We start from the raw sequence: 22,156 nt of genomic DNA, 5'->3' as shown, positions 1-22,156 counted from the left end.
TCCACCACGCCACCGACACCGGGAACGTCCCCGGCGTCACCGGCGGACACGACGTCCCGTACAGCCAGACCCCCCGCATCGGCGCCGACCGCGCCCAGCAAGGAAGAAAGGGACCCCCGCATGGCCGAGGAGCCCACCGTCGAACCGATCGCGATCATCGGCCTCTCGTGCAGGGTGCCGGGAGCAGGAGACGCCAGGCAGTTCTGGAGCAACCTGTCCGACGGAGTGGAGTCGCTGACCCACTTCACCCGCGAGGAGCAGAGGGCACTCGGCGTGCCCGACCACATCCTCGACGACCCGGACTTCGTGCCGGCCGCGATGATGCTCGACGACCACCAGGGGTTCGACGCCGCGTTCTTCGGCATGTCGATCAGGGAGGCGGAGATCCGGGACCCGCAGCACCGGCTCTTCCTCGAACTGTCGCACACCGCCCTCGAGGACGCGGGCTACGACTCGTTCAGGTACCCGGGAGAGATCGGCGTCTACGCCGGTTCCGGCTCGGACTTCTACCAGTGGATCAACATCAGGAGCAACGCGCAGGCCCACGCCAACGCGGGCTGGCTGGCCGTCATGGTCGGCAACCACGTCGACTACTGCGCCACCCTGTCGTCGTACAAGCTGGACCTGCGGGGTCCCAGCTACACGCTGCACACGGCGTGCTCGACCTCGCTGGTCGCGATCCACGTCGCCGCCGAGGCGCTGCGCAACGGCGAGTGCGACATGGCCCTGGCCGGCAGCGCCATGCTGGACCTGCCGCAGGGCCAGGGGTACGTCTACGACGAGGACGGCATCGTCTCCCCCGACGGCCACTGCCGCGCCTTCGACGCCAAGGCCGCGGGCACGATCTGGGGCAGCGGCGGCGGCGTGGTCGTGCTGAAGCGGCTGTCGGAGGCGATCGAGGACGGCGACAACGTCCGGGCCGTCATCCTGGGCAACGCGATCAACAACGACGGCGCCAGCAAGGTGGGCTTCTCCGCGCCCAGCATGGACGGGCAGGCCGCGGTCGTCGCCCAGGCGCTCGGGGTCGGCGGGGTCGACCCGCGCACCATCACCTACGTCGAGGCGCACGGCACCGGCACCGCGCTGGGCGACCCGATCGAGGTCGCGGCGCTGAGCAGCGTGTTCCGCCAGGACACCGACGACACCCAGTGGTGCGGCATCGGCTCGGTCAAGAGCAACATCGGCCACCTGGGCCAGTCGGCGGGCATCGCCAGCATCATCAAGGCGGTGCTGGCCCTGGAGAACGGGCTGATCCCGCCCACGCTGCACTACGAGAGCCCCAACCCCAAGATCGACTTCGCGCAGAGCCCGTTCTACGTGACGGCGTCGGCGACCAAGTGGGAGCCGAACGGCTTCCCGCGGCGGGCGGGCGTCAGCTCGTTCGGCATCGGCGGCACCAACGCGCACATCGTGCTGGAGGAGGCGCCCAGGGCGGTCCGCGAGGAGCGCGACCCGCGCCCGGCGCACCTGCTGCGCCTGTCGGCCAGGACCGACTCGGCGCTGGCCGCCGCCGCCGAGCGGCTGGCCGCGCACCTGGAGGCCAACCCCGAGGCCGACCTGGCCGACGTCGCCCACACCCTGCGGGTGGGGCGCAGGGAGCTGTCGCGCAGGACCGCGGTGGTGGCCTCCGGCGTCGCCGACGCCGTCGCCGCGCTGCGCGACCCCAAGCGGCTCATCAGCGGCGCCACCTCGCGCCGCACCCCGCGCCCGGCGTTCCTGTTCTCCGGTCAGGGCTCGCAGTACGCGGGCATGGGCGCCGAGCTGTACCGCACCGAGCCGGTCTTCAGGGACGCGGTCGACGAGTGCGCCGAGATCCTGCGGGCCGAGCTCGGCGAGGACCTGCGCGACCTGATCTTCGCCAGTGGCGAGGAGGCCGACGAGCGGCTGCGGCAGACCTCGCTGACCCAGCCGGCCCTGTTCACCGTGGAGTACGCGTTGGCCACGCTCTGGCGCTCGCTGGGCGTCGAGCCGGCCGGCATGATCGGCCACAGCATCGGCGAGTACGTCGCGGCGACCGTGGCCGGGGTGTTCAGCCTGCCGGACGCGCTGCGGCTGGTGGCGGCCCGGGGCCGCCTGGTGCAGGGCATGCCCCCCGGGGCCATGCTCGCCGTGCAGCTCGCGCCCGACGAGATCGGGCCGCTGCTGCCCGACGGCGTGTCGGTGGCGACCGTCAACGGCCCGGGCACCTGCGTGGTGGCCGGCCCGCCGGACGCGATCGCCGAGCTGTCCGCGATGCTGGAGGAGGAGGGCGTCGGCCGGATGGAGCTGCGCACCTCGCACGCCTTCCACTCGGAGATGATGGACCCGATCCTGGGTGAGTTCCGGGAGCTGGTGGCCGGTGTCGAGCGGTCGGCGCCGAGCCTGCCGTTCCTGTCGAACGTGACCGGCACCTGGATCACCGCTGCCGAGGCGACCGACCCGTCGTACTGGGCCCGGCACATGCGCGAGCCGGTGCTGTTCGGCGACTGCGTGGCGGCCCTGCTCGCCGACGGCGACTGGATCATGATCGAGTGCGGCCCCGGCAAGCAGCTCTCCGGGCTGGCGCGGGCGCAGAACCCGCCCGGCGCGGTCGCGCCGCTGCCGTCGCTGCCCGGCCCCAAGGACGACGGCGGTGACGTGCGGGTGTTGTCGGCCGCGTACGGCACGCTGTGGGCGCACGGCATCGCCCTGGAGGCGTTCGGCCAGGAGGGCCGCCGCGTCTCGCTGCCCACCTACCCGTGGGAGCGCCAGCGCGCCTGGATCGACCCCGACCCGCACGGCGCGTTCGTCGGCGGCGTGGCCAACCCCGCGCCGGTCGAGGAGGACCTGCCGCTGGACCGCTGGTTCAGCGTCCCGGTGTGGCGTCAGACCCCGCCCGGCCCGGCGCCGCTGTCGCCGGTCACCCGGGCGCTGGTCCTGTCCGACGAGGGCTCGGCCGGTCTGGTGGACGCGCTGCGCGCGGGCGGCACCGAGGTGATCGAGGTCAGGCCCGGTACGGAGTTCGCCTCCTCGGGCGAGGGGTACACCGTGCGCCCGGCCGAGCGCGCCGACTACGACGCGCTGCTGGCCGCCGTCGGCGAGGTGCCCGGCCGGGTGGTCCACGCCTGGACCGTCTCCGCCGAGCCCGCCGCCGGTGTCGACGAGACCTGGAAGGCCCAGGACCTGGGCTTCTTCAGCGTGCTGGCGCTGGTGCAGGCGCTGACCGCGGTGCAGCCCGCCGACGGGGTGGAGCTGTCCCTGCTCACCTCCGGCGCGCAGGACGTCGTCGGCGGCGACCTGATCCGCCCCGAGCACGCCACGCTGGCCGGGTTCCCCCGGGTGGTGCCGCTGGAGACCCCGTGGCTGCGGGTGCGGCACATCGACGTGGAGGCCCGCGACTGGGTCAGGCACGCCGCGGCCGAGCTGGGCCGCAGGCCCGAGACGGACGAGGCCGGGCTGCTGACCACGGTCAGTATCCGCGGCGGGCGGCGCTGGTCGCAGCGGTACGAGCAGCTGGAGGTCCCCGCGGTCGAGGCCGTGGCGGGCGCAGGCGCGTCCGCGGACGGGACGGCGCCGGCCGAGGCGGGCCACGCGGGCCCCGGCCAGGACGAGACGGCCCTGGCGGTCGCCGGGCAGGCCGGTCCGGTGGACGGGCAGGTCTACGTGATCACCGGTGGCCTGGGCGGCATCGGCGTCTCCCTCGCCGAGGACCTGGCGGCGCGGGCCCGGGTGCGGCTGGTGCTGCTCTCGCGGAGCGGGCTGCCGGAGCGGTCGGCCTGGGACGCGCACCAGGGCGGCCGCCAGGGACGGGCGATCGCCGCGATCCGCAGGATGGAGCAGGCCGGGGCCGAGGTCCTGGTGCTGGCCGCCGACGTCACCTCCGCCGCCGACATGCGCCGGGTCAGGGAGGAGACGCTGGCCGCCTTCGGCCGGGTGGACGTGATCGTGCACGCCGCCGGACTGCCCGGCGGCGGCATGGCCGAGATCAAGGAGCGGGCCGCGGCCGAGCAGGTGCTCGCACCCAAGGTGGCCGGCACGCTCGCGCTGCGCGACGCCTTCGGCGACCTCGACCTGCAGGCCGTGGTGCTCTGCTCGTCGATCACCGCGGTGGCGGGCGGCTTCGGCCAGGTCGACTACTGCGCGGCCAACAACTTCCTGGACGCGCACGCCAGGGGCGAGCACGGCTGGCGCGCGGCCACCGTCGTCTCCGCCAACTGGGGCAAGTGGCTCGAGGTCGGCATGGCGGCGGAGGTCACCGCCCCGGCCGGGTTCGTGGCGCTGCAGCGCGGCGACCGGATCAGGGCCATCGACCACCCGGTGCTGGCGGCCTGGCACGAGGCCGACGGCGAGGGCCTCGGCTGGGCCGGTGGCGGCCTGTCGCCCGACACGCACTGGGCGCTGGACGGTCACCGGATCTCCGGGGTGCCGGTGCTGCCCGGCACCGGTCACCTGGAGCTGGCGCGCACCGCCGGCGAGGCGGGACTGCCCGGCACCGGCGCGATCGAGCTGCGCGACGTGGTGTTCGTCGAGCCTCTCTCGGTGGCCGACGGCGCCTACGCAGAGGTGCGGGTGATGTTCAGCCCCGAGGCCGACGGCGCGGAGTTCCAGGTGCAGAGCGTCATCGGCGGCCAGCAGCGCACCCACGCGCGCGGCACCGCCGCCAAGGTCGACGCCCCGGCCGGCCGGCAGGCCGACGTGGCGGCGATCATCGAGCGCTGCACCCCCGCCACCGAGGAGCAGGGCGGCGTCCCGCTGTCCGGGCTGCTCACGCTCGGCCCGCACTGGGGCCACATGCGGGAGTGGTACATCGGCCAGAACGAGGCCCTGGGACGGTTCGAACTGCCCGAGGAGCTCTCGCAGGACCTGGCCGGCTGGGGGCTGCACCCGGCCCTGCTGGACAGCGCGACCTCCTTCACCTGGATCGACGTCGTCGGCCACTACCTGCCGCTCGGCTACGGCCGCATCACCGTCGCCGACCGGCTGCCCGGCACGTTCTGGAGCCACATGCGCTTCCGCGACAGCGGCACCGACGAGGTGCTGGCGGTCGACGTGACGCTCATCGACGACGACGGCGCGATCGTGGTCGAGATCTCCGACTACGTGCTGCGGCGCATCAACACCGAGTCGGTGGTGGCCGGGGTGACGGCCAACGCCGGCGCCCAGCCGACCGGCACGGTCGCCACCGGCGACCAGGGCGGCGCGGTCGCGACGGTCGCCGGTGGCCCCGACGCGGTCGGCATCCGCCCGGCCGAGGGGGCCGAGGCGTTCCACCGGCTGCTGGCCACCCCCCTGGGCCCGCAGGTGGTGATCGCCGCGACACCGGTGGCCGACTACCTGTCGGGCGTCGGGTCGGTCACCCAGGAGACGGTGGAGACGGAGCTGGACCCGGCCGCCGTGTCCGACCGTCCGGCCCGTCCCGGCCACGGCGACGACGACTACGTCGCGCCCCGCGGCGACGTCGAGACCGCCATCGCCCGGCTCTGGAGCGAGGTGCTCGGCGGCGAGCGCATCGGCGCCGACGACGACTTCTTCGAGCTCGGCGGCAACTCGCTGATCGCCGTGCAGCTCATCGCCCTCATCCGCAAGGAGCTGGGCGTCCGGCTGCCGATGCGCAGCCTCTTCGAGGAGCCCACGGTGGCCGGGGTCACCTCGCTGATCGAGCAGGCACGCGCCGCCGCGCCCGCGGCGGAGACCACCGCCCCGGCCGCGAACCAGACCGCCATCCCCCGTCTCCCCCGCAGGAGTGAGCAGCAGTGACCGACTCCCTTCCCGACACCAAGGTCGTCCTCAACGACGAGGAGCAGTACTCCGTCTGGCCCGCCGACCGGGAGAACCCGGCCGGCTGGCGCGACGAGGGCTTCACCGGCACGAAGGACGAGTGCCTGGCCCACATCGAGCAGGTCTGGACCGACATGCGCCCGCGCAGCCTTCGCGAGGCGATGCAGGCCGGGGGCGCGGGATGACCACCGGACAGGTGGAGGACGTCTTCCCGTCCTCCTCGGGACAGGAGCGCATGTGGTTCCTGGCCCGCTTCGAGCCCGAGCTCGCCGTCTACAACATCGGCATGGTCATCCCGATGACCGCGCGCCAGCCCGTCGACCCGCGCCGCCTGGAGGCGGCCATCGCCCAGGTGGTGCGCCGTCACGAGGTGCTGCGCACCGTCTTCGAGTTCCGCGACGGCCAGGTGATGCAGATCGTCGACGGCAAGGTCCCGCCGGTGCGGCTGACCGAGACCGACCTGACCCACCTGCCGCCGGACGAGCGTGAGGCCGAGCTCGCCCGGCTGGCCAAGAGCGACGGCGTCGCGCCGTTCGTGCTGGACCAGGCGCCGCTGTGGCGGCTGCGGCACGTGCGGATGGGCGAGAACGACCTGCGGCTGGTCTGCGTGTTCGACCACACGGTGTTCGACGGCGTCTCCAGCCACATCTTCGTCAACGAGCTGGAGGAGTGCTACGACGCGCTCGGCGAGGGCCGCGAGCCCAAGCTGCCCGAGGTGCCGATCCAGTTCGCCGACTTCGCCGTCTGGCAGCGGGGACGGCTGACCGGCGAGTTCGTCGAGCAGGAGCTGGCGCACTGGCGCGAGCAGCTGGCCGGCATCCCGGCCGACCTGGCGCTGCCCGCCGACCGGCCGCGCCCGCGCAGCCGCAGCTTCCGCGGCGAGATGCACCTGGCCGCGTTCTCCCCGGAGACCTCGGCGGGCGTGCAGCGGCTGGCCAAGGACCTGAACACCACGCTGTTCACCGTCATGCTCACCGCGTTCACGACCGTGCTGGCCCGCTGGTCGGGACAGTACGACGTGGTGGTGGGCACCCCCATCGCGGGACGGCTGCTGCCGGAGACCGAGCCGGTCATCGGCATGTTCGTCAACGCGGTGGCGCTGCGCTCGGACCTGTCCGGCGACCCGACGTTCGCCGAGGCCACCGGACGGGTGCGCAACACGGTCGCCGAGGCCCTGGACCACCAGGAGCTGCCGTTCGAGCGGCTGGTGGAGGCGCTCCAGCCGACCAGGGACCTGAGCGTGCCGCCGATCTACCAGGTGATGTTCAACCTGGCCGTCGACACCAACGAGGGCCAGATCGCCAACGGGACCGCCAAGGTCGACGTGCAGCTCGACATCAACATGCGCGACGGTCGGCTGCACCTGCGCCTGGAGTACAGCACGGACCTGTTCGACCGGCCCACCATGGAGCGGTTCGCGTCCTGCCTGGAGACGGTGGTCGAGGCCGCGATCGCCGACCCGAACACGCCGATCTCCGAGCTGCCGCTGCTGAGCCCGGCCGAGACCGAGCGCGTCCTCGCGCTCGGCACGGGCGAGGACCTGGAGGACCTGCGGGACCTGCGCGGCACCGGCGCCGGCGTGGAGACCGGCGGGGTGCCGGACTCGCAGGTCACGCTGACCTCGCTGATCGAGGCGCAGGCGGCCAGGACGCCGGACGCCCCGGCCGTGGTCACGGGCGACGTCACGCTGACGTACGCGGAGCTGGACGAGCGGGCCGGGGCGCTGGCCCACTGGCTGCGCAGGATCGGCGTGCGGCGGGGCAGCCCGGTCGCGGTCTGCGCCGAGCGTTCGGCCGAGCTGGTCGTGGCGCTGCTCGGGGTGCTCAAGGCGGGCGGCGCCTACGTCCCGCTGGACCCGGAGTACCCGCCGTCGCGGCTGGCGTTCATGCTGTCCGACAGCGGCGCCCGGGTCATGCTGACCCAGCGCCACCTGCGCGACCTGCTCCCCGAGGGGGCGATCAAGCCGGTGCTGCTGGACGCGCCCGAGTCCTGGGGGCCGCAGCCCGCGGGTTCGCCGCCGCCGGTCACCGGCCCGGACGACGCCGCCTACACGATCTACACCTCGGGGTCGACCGGCCGTCCCAAGGGCGTCGTCAACACCCACCGGGGCATCGTCAACCGGCTCGCCTGGATGCAGCGCCGGTTCGGCCTGACCTCCGGCGAGACGGTCCTGCAGAAGACCCCGACCAGCTTCGACGTGTCGGTCTGGGAGTTCTTCTGGCCGCTGGTCACCGGCGCCTCCCTGGTGCCGGTCCGGCCGGGCGGGCACCGCGACCCCACCCACCAGCGCGACCTGATCAAGGCGCACTCGGTGAGCACGGTGCACTTCGTGCCCTCGATGCTGGCGCTGTTCCTGGAGGAGACCGGCATCGAGTCGTGCGGGTCGCTCAAGCGGGTGATCTGCAGCGGCGAGGAGCTGCCGCCGCGGGTGGCCGCCCGGTTCATGGAGCGGCTGCCCGGCGTGGAGCTGCACAACCTGTACGGGCCGACCGAGGCCGCGGTCGACGTGACCGCCTGGCAGGTGACCGGCGAGAGCCCGGACGCGGTACGGGAGCTGCACACGCTGCCCATCGGCACGCCCATGCCGGGCAACCGGCTGCACGTGCTGGACGACGCGCTCCGGCCGCTGCCGGTCGGCGTCCCCGGGCACCTGCACATCGGCGGGATCCAGGTGGCGCGCGGCTACGCAGGGCGCCCGGCGCTGACCGCCGAGCGGTTCGTCCCCGACCCGTACGGGCCTCCCGGTTCGCGGCTGTACGCGACCGGCGACCTGGCCCGGGTCCGCGCCGACGGGAACCTGGAGTTCCTCGGGCGGCTGGACGACCAGGTGAAGGTGCACGGCTGGCGGGTCGAGCTCGGCGAGATCGAGTCCGTGATCGCCGAGCACCCGAAGGTGCGGCGGGCGATCGTGGCGCTGCGCGACGACGCGCCGGGCGGGCGCGGCCTGGTCGGCTACGTCGACTGGTCGGGAGACCCGGCGGCGCTCACCGCCGAGATGCGCAGGGCACTGGCCAAGAAGCTGCCGGCCGCGCTCATCCCGCAGGCGTTCGTCGGGATCGACCACGTCCCGCTGGGGCCGAGCGGCAAGCTCGACCGGGGAGCGCTGCCCGCGCCCACCGGTTCGGGCCGCGCCGACCTCGGCACCCCCTACGTCGAGCCGCGCACCCCGCTGGAGAGCGAGCTGTGCGCCCTGTGGGGCGAGCTGCTGGGCCGCGAGCGGATCGGCGTCGACGACGACTTCTTCCAGCTCGGCGGCCACTCGCTGCTGGCGGTGCTGCTGGTCACCCGCTACCGGGAGACCTACGGGGTGGAGATGCCGTTGCGGCGCTGCTTCGAGGCGACCACGGTCGCCGAGCACGCCCTGGTCGTCCTGGAGTCGCAGTTCGACGAGGACGACGGGGAGATGGAGGCGCTGCTGGCGTCGCTGGAGGACCCCGCGAAATGAGTGACCTGAGGGCGAGGCTGGCCCGGCTCAGCCCGGAACAGCGCGCCGCGCTGGAGGAGAGGATGCGGCGGCAGCCGTCGCCGCAGCGTGCCCGGGGAATCCCCCGGCGCACGGGCGACGGACCGCCGCCCCTCTCCTTCGGCCAGGAACGGCTGTGGTTCCTGCAGCAGCTGGACCCGGCCGACGCCTCGTACAACATGTTCATGGTCCAGCGGCTGCGCGGCCGGGTCTCGATCGAGGCCCTGCGGTACGCGCTGGGCCGCCTGGTGGAGCGGCACGCCACGCTGCGCGCCCGCTTCACCGCGCGCGAGGGCAGCCCGGTGCAGGAGATCGGGCCGCCCTTGCCGGTCGAGCCCGACCTGATCGACCTGTCCGGCCTGCCCGCCGGCGAGCGGGAGGCCCGCGCGACCGAGCTGGTCGCCGACCTCACCAACCGCCCGTTCGACCTGGCGGCCGGGCCGCTGCTGCGGGTCCACCTGATCACCATGTCGCAGGCCGACCACGTGCTCTGCGTGGTGCTGCACCACATCGTGGCCGACGGCTGGTCGCTGAAGGTCCTGCTGGGCGAGTTCGCGACCTTCTACGGCGCCCGCCTGGAGGGGCGCGAGGCCGACCTGCCGGAGCCGGCGCTGGAGTACGCCGACTACGCCGCCTGGCAGCGCGAGCGCCTGGACGAGGAGAGCGTGCGCCGCCAGCTCGACTACTGGGGCGAGCGGCTGGCCGGGGTGCCGGTGCTGGACGTCCCGGCCGACCGCCCCCGGTCACCGGTGCGCTCGTCCAACGGCGACTACGCGGCGCGCCGGATCGGGCGGGAGCTGACCGCCCGCCTGGACCGGCTGGCCAGGGACGAGCGCTGCACGCCGTTCATGGTGCTGCTGGCCGCCTTCCACACGCTGCTCGGCGCCCACTCCGGGCAGGACGACGTGTGCGTGGGATCGGTGATCGCCGGCCGGGAACACCCCGAGCTGGAGCACGTCGTCGGGTTCTTCCCGAACACGCTGGCACTGCGCGCCGACCTGTCGGGCGACCCGGGCTTCCGGGAACTGCTCGGCCGGGTCCGGTCGACGGTGCTGGACGCCTTCGCCCACCAGGACATCCCCTTCGAGCGGCTCCTGAACGAGCTGCACGTGGAGCGGGACCTGAGCACCACGCCGCTGTTCCAGGCGATGTTCGTGATGCAGGACAAGGACGCCTCCGAGCTGACCATCCCCGGCGTGGAGACCGGCGTCTTCGACCCGGGCGCGCGGCAGGCCAAGTTCGACCTGATGCTGGACGTGACGCCGCGCTCGGACTCGCTGTACGCGCTGCTGTCCTACAACGCCGACCTGTTCGAGCCGGACACGATGGCCCGGATGCTGCGCCGGTACGAGCGCACGCTGGAGGCCGTGGTCGCCGACCCCGACATCCCGCTCTCGCGCCTGCGCGCCGCGATGCTGCTCCCCGAGGACCGGCTGCCCGCGGTCACCGCGTCGCTGTCCACGGGCACGCGTCCCTCCTCCTCTTCGTCTTCTTCCTCTTCTTCCTCGTCCCCGGTCCCCCCGACCGGCGTGGTGGCCGGGCCCGCAGCCGGGCCACCGGACGGGAGCACCCGCACGAGCGACGCGACGGCCCGCGCCGTGGCCGGCCCGCCGGACGGGACCGCCGGTGTGGTCGGGCTGTTCGAGGAGCGGGCCCGGCTGGCGCCGGACGCTCCCGCGGTCGCCCACGCGGGCCGGCGGCTGAGCTACGCCGAGCTGGACGAGCGCGCCGGACGGCTGGCCGCGCGGCTGGCCGCCGCGGGGGCCGGGCCGGAGACGGTGGTCGCCGTACGCGCCCGGCGCGGCCTCGAACTGGTCGTGGCACTGCTCGCGGTGCTCAAGGCGGGCGGCGCCTACCTCCCGCTGGATCCCGCCTACCCGGCCGAGCGGCTGCGCTGGATGCTGCGCGACAGCGGTGCCGCGCTGCTGCTCTCCCAGGGCGACCCCGGCCTCCACGACGCCCCCGGCTCCCGCGGCTCGCAGGACGGCCTCGGCTCGCAGGACGGTGCCGGCTCGCAGGACGGTGCCGGCTCGCAGGGCGGCTCCGATCTCCTGCAGGGCACCGTCGACGGGAACGTGCCGGTGATCTCGCTGGAGGGCGTCGCCGACGGCCCGTCCGTCGGTGACACCACGACGTCCAGCGGGGATGCGGCCACCGGCCTCCGGGTCCCGAGCTCCGCGAGCTCCGCGAGCTCCGCGAGCTCCGCGAGTTCCGCGAGCTCCGCGAGCTCCGCGAGCCCGGCGAACCTGGCGTACGTGATCTACACCTCGGGTTCGACCGGCCGCCCCAAGGGCGTGCAGGTCGAGCGGCGGGCGCTGGACGCGCGGGTGGCGTGGATGCGCGCCGAGTACGGTGTCGGGCCCGACGACCGGGTGCTCCAGTTCGCCTCGGTGGGCTTCGACACCCACGCCGAGGAGATCTACCCCGCGCTCACCTCGGGGGCGGAGCTGGTGCTCGCCCCGGACGAGCCGCTCCCCGACTTCCTGCGGACCCCGGCGGGCGCGTCGCTGACCGTGATGGACCTGCCCACCTCCTACTGGCAGGAGCTGGTCGCGGCCCGGATCGCCTGGCCCGCGGCGCTGCGCCTGCTGATCCTGGGCGCCGACCCGCTGCCCGCACCGGTGCTCGCCACCTGGTACGAGACGCACGGCGAGCGCGTCACCCTGGTCAACAGCTACGGGCCGACCGAGACGACGATCATCGCCACCGCCGGGGAGCTCGACCCTTCCGAGGCGTCCAGGCGGCCCACCGTGGGCCACCCGCTCTCCGGCACCCGCGTCCACGTGCTGGACCGCGACGGGGCACCGGTCCCGGTCGGCGTACCGGGTGAGCTCTGCATCGGCGGCGACGGCCTCGCCCGCGGCTACCTGGGCTCGCCCGCGCTGACGGCCGAGCGCTTCGTTCCCGACCCGTACGGCCCGGCCGGGGCGCGTCTCTACCGCACCGGCGACCGGGCCAGGTTCCGGCCGGACGGCCGCCTGGAGATCCTCGGCCGCCTCGACCGCCAGGTGAAGATCCGCGGCTACCGCGTGGAGCCCGGTGAGATCGAGGCCCGGCTGCTGGCCCACCCCCGGGTGGCGCGGGCCACGGTGACGGTCAGGGAGGACACCCCCGGCGACCGCCGCCTGGTCGCCTACGTCGTCCCCCGGGCCCTCGTCCCCGGCGAGCCCGTCCCTGACGGGTCCGTCCCTGACGGGTCCGTCACGAGCGGGCGCCCCCCGGGTGAGCCGGACGCGGAAGGCCCGGAGGCCGCTCCGCCGGTCGGCGGGCGGCCCGGTGGCGAGGACCTGCGCGAGCACCTCACCGCGGAACTGCCACCGCACCTGGTGCCGAGCGCCGTGGTGGAGATCGCGCACATCCCGCTCACGCCGAGCGGAAAGGTCGACCAGGCGGCGCTGCCCGCCCCCGAACACCGCTCCGACGAGGGCTACCTGGCCCCGGAGAGCGCCACGCAGGAACTGGTCTGCGCGGTCTGGGCCGAGGTGCTGGGCGTCGAACGGGTCGGGGTGCTCGACGACTTCTTCCAGCTCGGCGGTCACTCACTGCTCGCGACCAGGACCATCGCCAGGCTCTCCGCCGCGACCGGGCTGGACGTCCCGCTGAAGCTGGCCTTCAGCCACTCGTCCGTACGGCGGCTGGCGCAGGCGCTCGACGAGCTGGCCCAGGAGGGTCCCGGCACCGCCGCGGGGCCCGGCCCGGTCCGGCGTCCGGAGGGCACGGCACCGCCGCTGTCGTTCGCGCAGGAACGGCTCTGGTTCATGGAGCAGTTCAGCCCCGGCACGGGCGCCTACGTCCTGCCCGCGGCGGCACGGCTGCGCGGGCCGCTGGACCTCGCGGCGCTGACCGCGAGGCTGGACGCGGCCGTGACGCGGCACGAGAGCCTGCGGATGCGTTTCCCCGCCGCCCCCGACGGGCGTCCCGAGGTGAGGATCGTCCCCGCGGACGACCCCGCGGCGCGGGTCACGCTCCGCGTCGTCGAGGCGGTCCCCGCGCCCGGAGCCGGGACGAAGGCCGGAGCGGGCACGGAGACCGGACCGGGCACGACGACCGACACCGGTACCGGAACCGGCACGACGACCGACACCGGAGCCGGAGCCGGCACCGACACCGGAGCGGGCACGACGGCCGGCGCCAGAGCGGAGGCCGAGGCGCGCCGGATCGTCAGCGACGACGCGGCACGCCCCTTCGACCTCGCCGAGGGCCCTCCGCTCCGGGCGACCCTGGTCAGGCTCGGCCCGGACGACCACGTGCTGCTGGTCGCCGTGCACCACATCGTGGCCGACGGCTGGTCGGCGGAACTCCTGCTGGACGAGCTGCTCTCCGGCCGCACCGGCCGCGCGGACCCGTCCGTCGGGTACGGCGACTACGCGCTCTGGCAGCGGGACCGCCTGACCGGGGAACGCCTGGAGGGGCACCTGGAGTTCTGGCGGCGGGAACTGGCCGCGCTGCCCCCGCTGGAGCTCCCCCTCGACCGGCCCAGGCCCGCCCGGCAGGGGCACCGGGGAGCCTGGTACGACCTGCGGCTGGACCCCGGGCTCACCGGCGACCTCGGCGCGCTGGCACGCGAGAACGGCGCCACCCTCTACATGGTGCTGCTCGCCGCCTACCAGGCCGTGCTCTCCCGCTGGTCGGGACAGCGGGACTTCGCGGTGGGCTCGCCGGTGGCCGGACGGGACCGGGCCGAGTTCGAGGACGTGGTCGGGTTGTTCGTGAACCTGCTCCCGCTCCGGGCCCGACTGGAGGGCGACCCCACGTTCGCCGACCTGCTCGCCCGTACCCGTGAGGCCGCCCTGGAGGTGTACGCCCACCAGGAGCTGCCGTTCGAGAAGCTCGTCGCCGAGCTGGACCTGGCCAGGGACGCCACCCGGTCGCCCGTGGTGCAGGCCCTCTTCGCGCTGCAGAGCTACCTGGGCGGCACGGTCCCGGCCGTGACACCGTCCGCGACGACGGCCGCGACGGTGGCCGGGACGGCGACCGGGACGGCGACGGTGACCGAGCCGTTCGCGCCCGACACCACCTCCACCCGCTTCGACCTGGAGCTCTACGTCTCGGAGACCGGGGGCGCCCTGGCCGCGAGGTTCGTCTACGACCGCGACCTGTTCGCGGCCGGGACCGTCGAGCGCATGGCCGCGTCCTTCGAGACGTTCCTGCGTTCGGCCGTCGCCGCCCCGCACACCCGGGTCGGCGACCTCGAACTCCTCTCCCCCGCCGAGCGGGACCTGGTGCTGACCGGCTGGAACGCCACCGGCACCGCGTACCCGCCGCCGGAGACGTTGCACGGCCTCATCGAGGCCCAGGTGGCGCGCACCCCCGGTGCCCCCGCCGTGGTCTTCGAGGGGGAGACCCTCACCTACGCCGAGCTGGACGACCGGGCCGAGGCCCTGGCCGCGCGACTCCGCGCCGCGACGGGCGCCGACGGCATCGGGAACGCCGGGGTGTTCGCCGTACGGGCGGAGCGCTCGCTCGACCTGCCGGTGCGGCTGCTCGCCGTGCTCAAGGCCGGGGCCGCCTACCTCCCGCTCGACCCGGGCCTGCCCGACCGGCGCGTGGAGGCCATGCTCGCCGACGCCGGGGCCGTGGAACTCGACCGCGCCGTCCGCTCCCCCGCCCCCACCGGTCCCACCGGCGCCGGGGAGGAGGACCGCCGGGCGGGGACCCCGCCGGACGCGCTGGCTTACGTGATCTTCACGTCCGGGTCGACCGGGCGTCCCAAGGGGGTCGGGGTCTCGCACCGGGCGATCGTCAACCGGCTGCGCTGGATGCAGGAGACCTACCGGCTGGACGCCGGTGACGCGGTGCTGCAGAAGACCCCCGCCGGGTTCGACGTGTCGGTGTGGGAGTTCTTCTGGCCGCTGATCAGCGGCGCGCGCCTGGTGCTCGCCCGCCCCGACGGGCACCGCGACACCGCCTACCTGCGCGACCTCGTCACCGCGCAGGCGATCACCACGATGCACTTCGTCCCGTCGATGCTGGCGGCCTTCACCGCCGAGGAGCGGATCGAGGAGTGCCGCTCGCTGCGCCGGGTCATCTGCAGCGGCGAGGAGCTCACCGCCGCGGCGGCGGAGCGGCTGACCGGCCGGCTGCCCGGGGTGGAGCTGCACAACCTCTACGGCCCCACCGAGGCCGCGGTCGACGTCTCCTGGCACCGCTACGCGCCGGGCGAGCCGACCGTGCCGATCGGCCGCCCGGTGGCCAACACCCGCCTGTACGTGCTGGACGGCTCGCTGCGCCCGGTGCCCGCGGGGATGCCGGGCGAGCTGTTCATCGGCGGGGTGCAGGTGGCCCGCGGCTACCTCGGCCGCCCCGCCCTGACCGCCGAACGCTTCCTGCCCGACCCCTACGGACCCCCCGGCTCCCGCCTGTACGCCACCGGAGACCGCGCCCGCTGGCGACCCGACGGCGAACTCGACTACCTCGGCCGCCTCGACACCCAGACCAAGATCCGCGGAATGCGCGTCGAACCCGGCGAGATCGAGGCCGCGCTCGCCCGTCACCCGGAGCTGGGCGCCGCGGCGGTCGGCGTGACCGACGGGCCCGGCGGGGCCCGGCTGGTCGGCTACGTCGTGCGCAGGCCCGCCCCCGACGTCCCCGGCACCCCCTCCGGGCGCGCACCGGGCGGCGGACAGGGCGGGATGGACGCGGACCTGCACGAACGGCTCCGGGACCGGCTCCGCGAGGAGCTGCCCGAGCACATGATCCCCTCCCTCTGGGTCGAGCTGGAGGCCCTCCCGCTCACCCCGAACGGCAAGCTCGACCGGGCGGCGCTGCCGTCGCCGTCGCAGCACTCCGGCGGCCCGGCCTGGGAACCCCCGCGTCCCGGCGCCGAGCAGGACGTGGCCGAGGTCTGGCAGGGGGTGCTCGGCCTGGACAAGGTGGGGCGCCACGACGGCTTCTTCGCCGTCGGCGGTGACTCCATCCTCAGCCTCTCGGTGGTGGCGGGACTGCGCCGCCGGGGCTACACGCTGGACCTGCAGCGGCTGTTCACCCACCAGACCGTGGCCGAGCTGGCCTCCGTACTGGACACACCAGGCGCAGAACCCGCCGCCGAGCCGGAGCCGGAGACCCCTGCCGGGGCGTTCGGCATGCTCAGCGCCGCGGATCTGGCCAAGCTCAGGAAGGGCGAACGATGATCGAGGACGCGTACCCGCTGGCGGCGCTGCAGGCGGGGATGCTGTATCACAGCGAACTCGAACCCGGCAGCCCCACCTACCACGACCTGATGACCGTCACGCTGCGCGGCGCCCTGAACGTCCCGGCGCTGACCGGGGCGCTGGCCGGGGTCGCGGCCCGGCATCCGGTGCTGCGCACCTCCTTCGACCTGACCGGGTTCAGCGAGCCGCTGCAGCTCGTGCACGACACCGTGACGATCCCGCTGGAGGTCGTGGACCTGCGTGACGGCGCCGCGACGACGGTCGTCCCCGGCGCGCCCGGCACGGGTACCGGCGCGGCCGTCGCGAGCGGTACGGGCGTCGGCGGGAAGAGCCCGCGGGAACGGCTGGCGGCCTGGCGGGAGGCGGAGAAGCACAACGCGTTCGACTGGTCGTCCCCGCCGCTGCTGCGGGCGTACGCGCACGTGCTGGACGACGAGGAGTTCGCGCTCAGCCTCAGCTTCCACCACGCGATCCTGGACGGCTGGAGCGTCGCGGCGCTGGTCACCGAGCTGCTGGGCCGCTACGACGCGGGCTGCGCGCAGGCCGGCGGTTCCGCGCCCGCGCCCGAACCGGCCCCGCCGCGTGCCCTGTTCCGCGACCTGGTCGCGGCCGAGCGGGCGGCCACGGCCTCGGCGCAGGCGCGGGAGTTCTGGCGCGAGCGCGTCGAGGACGCCCCGGAGAGCCGGTTGCCCCGGCTGCCCGGGTACCCGACCGGTGGCCCGCGTGCCGCGCAGGTGGTGGCCGTGCCCGTACCGGACGGGACCGTGGCGGAGCTGGAGCGGCAGAGCCGCGAGCTGCGGGTGCCGCTGCGCACCACGCTGCTGACGGCCTACCTGACGGCGCTGGGGCACGTCACCGGGGAGCGGGACGTGATGGCCGGCGTCCTCGGCCACGGCCGCCCGGAGAACGAGGGCGGCGGCGAGGTGCTGGGGCTGTTCCTGAACACGCTGCCGCTGCGGGTGCGCCTCGACGCGGGCGACCGGGCCGGGCTGATCCGGCGGGTGTTCGACGCCGAGGTGGCCGCGGTGCCCCACCGGCACTACCCGCTGTTCGAGATCCAGCAGGCCGCCGGGCGCTCGCCGCTGCTGGACACCCTGTTCGATTTCCGGGACTTCCACGTGTACGGGGGCCGGTCGGCCGACGGCGTGGCCATCACCGGGCAGGAGTTCTTCGAGCAGACCGACATGCCGTGCACGGTGGCCTTCGTCCGCCTGCCCGGGGGCGGCCTGACCCTCACGCTGTCCTACGACGCCTCGCAGTTCCCGCGCGAGCAGATGGAGTCCCTGGCCGGGCGGGTGATCGCCGCGCTGACCGGCGAGCCGGGCGAGGACCCGGCGGAGAACGAGACGATCGACCGGTGGAACGCCACCGGCCGCGCCCACCCTGCGGGCGGCACCCTGCACGGCCTGTTCTTCGCGCAGGCCGCGCTGACCCCCGACGCCCCGGCGGTGGGCTTCGAGGGCTCCTGGGTCACCTACCGCGAGCTGGCCGCGCGCGCCTCGGCGATCGCCGCCGAGCTGTACCGGGCCGGGGTGTCGCACGACCGGCCGGTGGGGGTGCTGCTCGAACGGAGCGCGGACCTTCCGGCCGCCCTGCTGGGCGTGCTCGCGGCCGGGGGCGCCTACCTGCCGCTGGAGCCGGGCCATCCGGTCGCCCGGATGCGCGGCATGCTCGACGACGCCGGGGCCTCGGTCCTGCTGACCTCCGCCGACCTCGCCGACGAGGCGCCGGACGGGGTGCGCGTCGTCGTGCTGCCGTCCGCGGCGACCGGCCGGGCCGCCGATCTCGCCGACCCCGCCGACCTCGTCGCCGGCCTGGCCGAGGACCTGCCGGACGCGCTGGCGTACGTGATCTTCACGTCCGGGTCGACCGGGCGTCCCAAGGGCGTCGGGGTCTCGCACCGGGCGATCGTCAACCGGCTGCGCTGGATGCAGGAGACCTACCGGCTCACCGCGGCCGACCGGGTGCTGCACAAGACGCCGATCTCGTTCGACGTGTCGGTGTGGGAGCTGTTCTGGCCGCTGCTCACCGGCGCGGGCATGGTGGTGGCCCGGCCGGGCGGGCATTACGAGCCCGGTCACCTCCTCGACCTCATCGAGACCGAGAAGGTCACCACGGCGCACTTCGTGCCGTCCATGCTGGACGCGTTCCTCGACACGCCCGACCTCGGCGCGGCCCCGGTCCCCGCCGACGGCGCGGACGCCCAGGGCACCCGGGACACCCGGGACACCGGGAACGTCGGGGAGACCGCGACCGCGCTCCTGGTGGACATCGCCAAGGCGTCCGTCGCGGACGCGCCGGGCGAGCCGGGCGACGCAGGCGAGCCGGTCGAGCCGGTCGAGCCGGTCGTTGCCCGTACGGGCAGCCTGCGCCGGGTGGTGTGCTCGGGCGAGGCGCTCCCCGCCGACCTGGTGCGGCGCTTCGCCGAGCGGCTGCCCGGGGTGGAGCTGTACAACCTCTACGGCCCCACCGAGGCCGCGGTCGACGTCTCCTGGCACCGGTGCGACCCGTCCGAGCCGACGGTCCCGATCGGCCGCCCGGTCGACAACACCCGCCTGGAGGTGCTCGACGAGCGGTTCGGCCGGGCCCCGGTGGGAACCCCCGGGCAGCTGTTCATCGGCGGGGTGCAGGTGGCCCGCGGCTACCTCGGCCGCCCCGCCCTGACCGCCGAACGCTTCCTGCCCGACCCCTACGGCCCCCCCGGCTCCCGCCTGTACGCCACCGGAGACCGCGCCCGCTGGCGACCCGACGGCGAACTCGACTACCTCGGCCGCCTCGACACCCAGACCAAGATCCGCGGAATGCGCGTCGAACCCGGCGAGATCGAGGCCGCGCTGCTGGCCGAGCCCGAGGTCCGGGCCGCGGCCGTCGTCGCCGAGGGCGACCGGCTGATCGGTTACGTGGTGACCGCCGAGACCGTCGACTGGCGTTCCCGGCTGCGTTCCCGGCTGCCCGAGCACATGATCCCCTCGGCCTGGGTGACGCTGGACGCGCTCCCCCTCACCCACAACGGCAAGCTGGACCGCAAGGCCCTGCCCGCGCCGGAGCGGACGGGCGGCGACGCCTTCCGGGTGCCGCCCAGGGACCCGGTCGAGGGACGGGTCGCGGCGATCTGGGAGGAGCTGTTCGACGTCCCCATGGTCGGGGTGTTCGACGACTTCTTCGACCTGGGCGGGCACTCGCTGCTGGCGCTGCGGCTGGCCGTGCGGATCAGGCGGGAGTTCGGCAGGGACCTGCCGGTGGCCACCGTGCTGGCCTCGCCGACCGTGGCGGGCCTGGCGGACGTGCTGCGCCGCCCCGAGGACCTGAGCGAGCAGCGGCTGGTGACGCTCAACGCCGAGGGGGACCGCCCGCCGATCGTCCTGGTGCACGCCCTGGGCGGGCAGGTCTTCCGCTACCAGCCGATGGCCCGCAGGCTCGGTCCCGACCAGCCCGTCTACGCGATCGCCGCCGCCGGGCTGGCCCCGGGCGAGGACCCGCACACCACCATGGCCGACATGGTCGAGGACTACGTCGAGCGGCTGCGCGCCGTCCGGCCGCACGGCCCGTACGTGCTGGGCGGTTTCTGCATCGGCGGGAACATCGCGATGGAGATGGCCCGGCGGCTGCGCGACCTCGGCGAGGAGGTCCCGCTGCTGGTGCTGTTCTACTCCGACGCCGACGAGCCCGTGATCAACAGCTCGCTGGAGGACGACGCCTCCCTGATGACCCACGCGCTGGCCGGGGGGCCGCTGGAGGCCGACGCCGCGGAGTTCGCCGGGCTCGGCCCGGAGGAGATGCTGGTGGCCGTCATCGCCGCGGCGAGCCGGGAGCAGCGGCTGGCCCCCGACACCGCCGACGTCGAGCAGGCCCGGCGCTTCCTGCGGGTGTTCCGGGCCAACGCGCACGCGGTCGGCCGCTACCGGCACGAGCCGTACGACGGTGACGTGGCGCTGTTCGCCCCCACCGGGGACCGGCCCGACCTGGGCTGGGGCGACGTGGTGAAGGGGAACCTCGCGATCGAGGCGATCCCCGGCGAGCGCGTGGTCATCCTGTTCGAACCCCTGGTCGCCGAGGCGGCCGCCAAGCTGAGGAGTTGGATCGACCATGGTGTCACCGGACACTGAGAGCACCCGGGGCGCCGGGAACGCGGGACCGCCCCGGCTCGCGGACGGCGCCGAGAGCCCCGGCGGCGCCCCGTCCGCCGGACCGGCCGCGCCCGCGACCGTCACCGGCCCTCCCGGGGAGCCCGCGGGACCGGCCGCGCCCGCCGGGGTCGTCGGCCCCGCCGGAGAGGCCGCGGGACCGACGGACCCGGCCGCGCTCGGGGACGGCGGCGCTCCCGGCGCTCCCGGCGCTCCCGGCGGCCCCGACGGGCCCGACGGGCCCGCGGACCCCGAGGACACCGGGGAGGGCGAGCGACCCGGTCAGGGCGGCGGAAGCCTCTGGAGCAACCAGGACTTCCTCCGCCTGTGGACCGGCCAGACCCTCTCCCAGTTCGGCTCGCAGATCTCCTACCTGGTGATCCCGCTGATCGCCATCGTCACGCTGGGCGCGAGCTCGACCGAGATGGGCATCCTCGGCGCGCTGCTCCGGCTGCCGATGCTGGGCTTCCTGCTGTTCGGCGTCTACATCGACCGGATGCGCAAGCGGCCGGTGCTGATCTGGTCGGACCTGGGCCGGGCCGCGGTGCTCGCCCTGGTGCCGCTGCTGTACGTGATGGACTCCCTCACGCTCGGCGTGCTGTACGTCGTCGTGTTCTTCCTGAGCCTGCTGTCGGTGCTGTTCCAGGTCGCCTACCGCTCCTACTTCCCGCTGCTCGTCCCGCTGCACCAGCTCGGCGAGGGCAACGGCAAGCTGCAGCTGAGCGAGTCGCTGGCGCAGACGGCCGGTCCGGGCGTCGGCTCGGCACTGCTCAAGGTGGTGGCCGCGCCGCTGCTCATCATGATCGACGTGCTCACCTACCTGTTCTCCGCGATCGCGATCATGCTCATCCGCAAGCGCGAGGACGCCCCCGTCCCCGACGAGGAGACGGCCGGGAGCGTGCACCGGGCGATCTGGGCGGGCTTCAAGTGGATCATGGACCAGCCGATGATCCGGCCGCTGGCCATCGCCAGCGGGCTGTACTCGTTCTTCGTCATGGGCGCGATGCAGTCGATCTACGTGCTGTTCCTGCTGCGGGGCGGGCCCAACCTGCCCCCGGAGTGGGTGGGCATCGTGATGGCGACCGGCGGTGTCGGCGCCATCCTCGGCGCGACCATGTCGGTGAGGACCATGCGCGGCATCGGGATCGGCCCGACGCTGCTGTGGAGCACGGTCGTCGGCAACTGCGCGTTGCTGCTGATCCCGTTCGCGTCCGGGCCGGTCTGGCTGGCCGCCGGGATGCTCGGCCTCTCCCAGTTCATCGTCTGGGCGAGCAACCAGGTGTTCTTCGTCAGCAACATGACCCTGGTCCAGTCGATCACGCCGCCGCACCTGCAGGCCAGGGTGATCGGCACGATCTACTCCCTCGGCCTGATCCCTGCACCGCTGGGCGCCCTGGGCGCGGGCCTGCTCGGCGAGACCCTGGGCCTGCGCACGGCCATCCTGTTCGCGGTCGTCGCCGGGGCCATCCTGCCCATCCTGCTGCTGGTCTTCTCCCCGATCCCGAAGGTGAAGGAGATCCCCGGCACCTGACCGGTCGCGGGCCCTTCCCACCGGGAGGGCCCGTCACCGGCCGGTCCTCCCCACCGCGGGAGGGGCCGTCACCGGCCGGTCGTCCCGGCGGCGCGCCGGTGGGCCGGTACGATGCACGCGGCCGGCCGGCCCGGCCGTCCCGGCCGCCGTG

At 74.6% G+C, this 22,156-nt stretch carries 6 protein-coding genes; all 6 read left to right on the top strand.

The window, feature by feature from the left end:
- The first annotated feature begins 120 nt into the window (after positions 1 to 120).
- The 6 genes from ACZ6RT_RS14080 to ACZ6RT_RS14055 are packed head-to-tail and all read left to right on the top strand — an operon-like array spanning position 121 to position 22,005.
- Positions 121 to 5,715, top strand: coding sequence for an SDR family NAD(P)-dependent oxidoreductase (locus tag ACZ6RT_RS14080; RefSeq protein WP_470153748.1), 5,595 nt, complete (start codon positions 121 to 123; stop codon positions 5,713 to 5,715).
- Entirely contained in the window at positions 5,712 to 5,921 is a 210-nt protein-coding gene (locus tag ACZ6RT_RS14075) for an MbtH family protein (RefSeq protein ID WP_344904295.1), read from the top strand. Before ACZ6RT_RS14080 ends, ACZ6RT_RS14075 begins: the two co-directional genes overlap by 4 nt.
- Positions 5,918 to 9,181, top strand: coding sequence for a non-ribosomal peptide synthetase (locus ACZ6RT_RS14070; RefSeq protein ID WP_470153746.1), 3,264 nt, complete (start codon positions 5,918 to 5,920; stop codon positions 9,179 to 9,181). The genes ACZ6RT_RS14075 and ACZ6RT_RS14070 overlap by 4 nt, the downstream gene beginning before the upstream one ends.
- Entirely contained in the window at positions 9,178 to 16,329 is a 7,152-nt protein-coding gene (locus ACZ6RT_RS14065) for an amino acid adenylation domain-containing protein (RefSeq protein WP_470153744.1), read from the top strand. Before ACZ6RT_RS14070 ends, ACZ6RT_RS14065 begins: the two co-directional genes overlap by 4 nt.
- Positions 16,326 to 20,456: an AMP-binding protein gene (locus tag ACZ6RT_RS14060; RefSeq protein ID WP_470153742.1), complete on the top strand. Its 4,131-nt coding sequence runs from the start codon at positions 16,326 to 16,328 to the stop codon at positions 20,454 to 20,456. Before ACZ6RT_RS14065 ends, ACZ6RT_RS14060 begins: the two co-directional genes overlap by 4 nt.
- Entirely contained in the window at positions 20,437 to 22,005 is a 1,569-nt protein-coding gene (locus ACZ6RT_RS14055; protein ID WP_470153740.1) for an MFS transporter, read from the top strand. The genes ACZ6RT_RS14060 and ACZ6RT_RS14055 overlap by 20 nt, the downstream gene beginning before the upstream one ends.
- The last annotated feature ends 151 nt before the right edge of the window (positions 22,006 to 22,156 follow it).

It is taken from the genome of Streptosporangium sp. NPDC050148, from assembly GCF_055586505.1.
The sequence above is the reverse complement of the archived record's forward strand: the minus strand, read 5'-3'. Positions and strand labels throughout refer to the sequence as shown.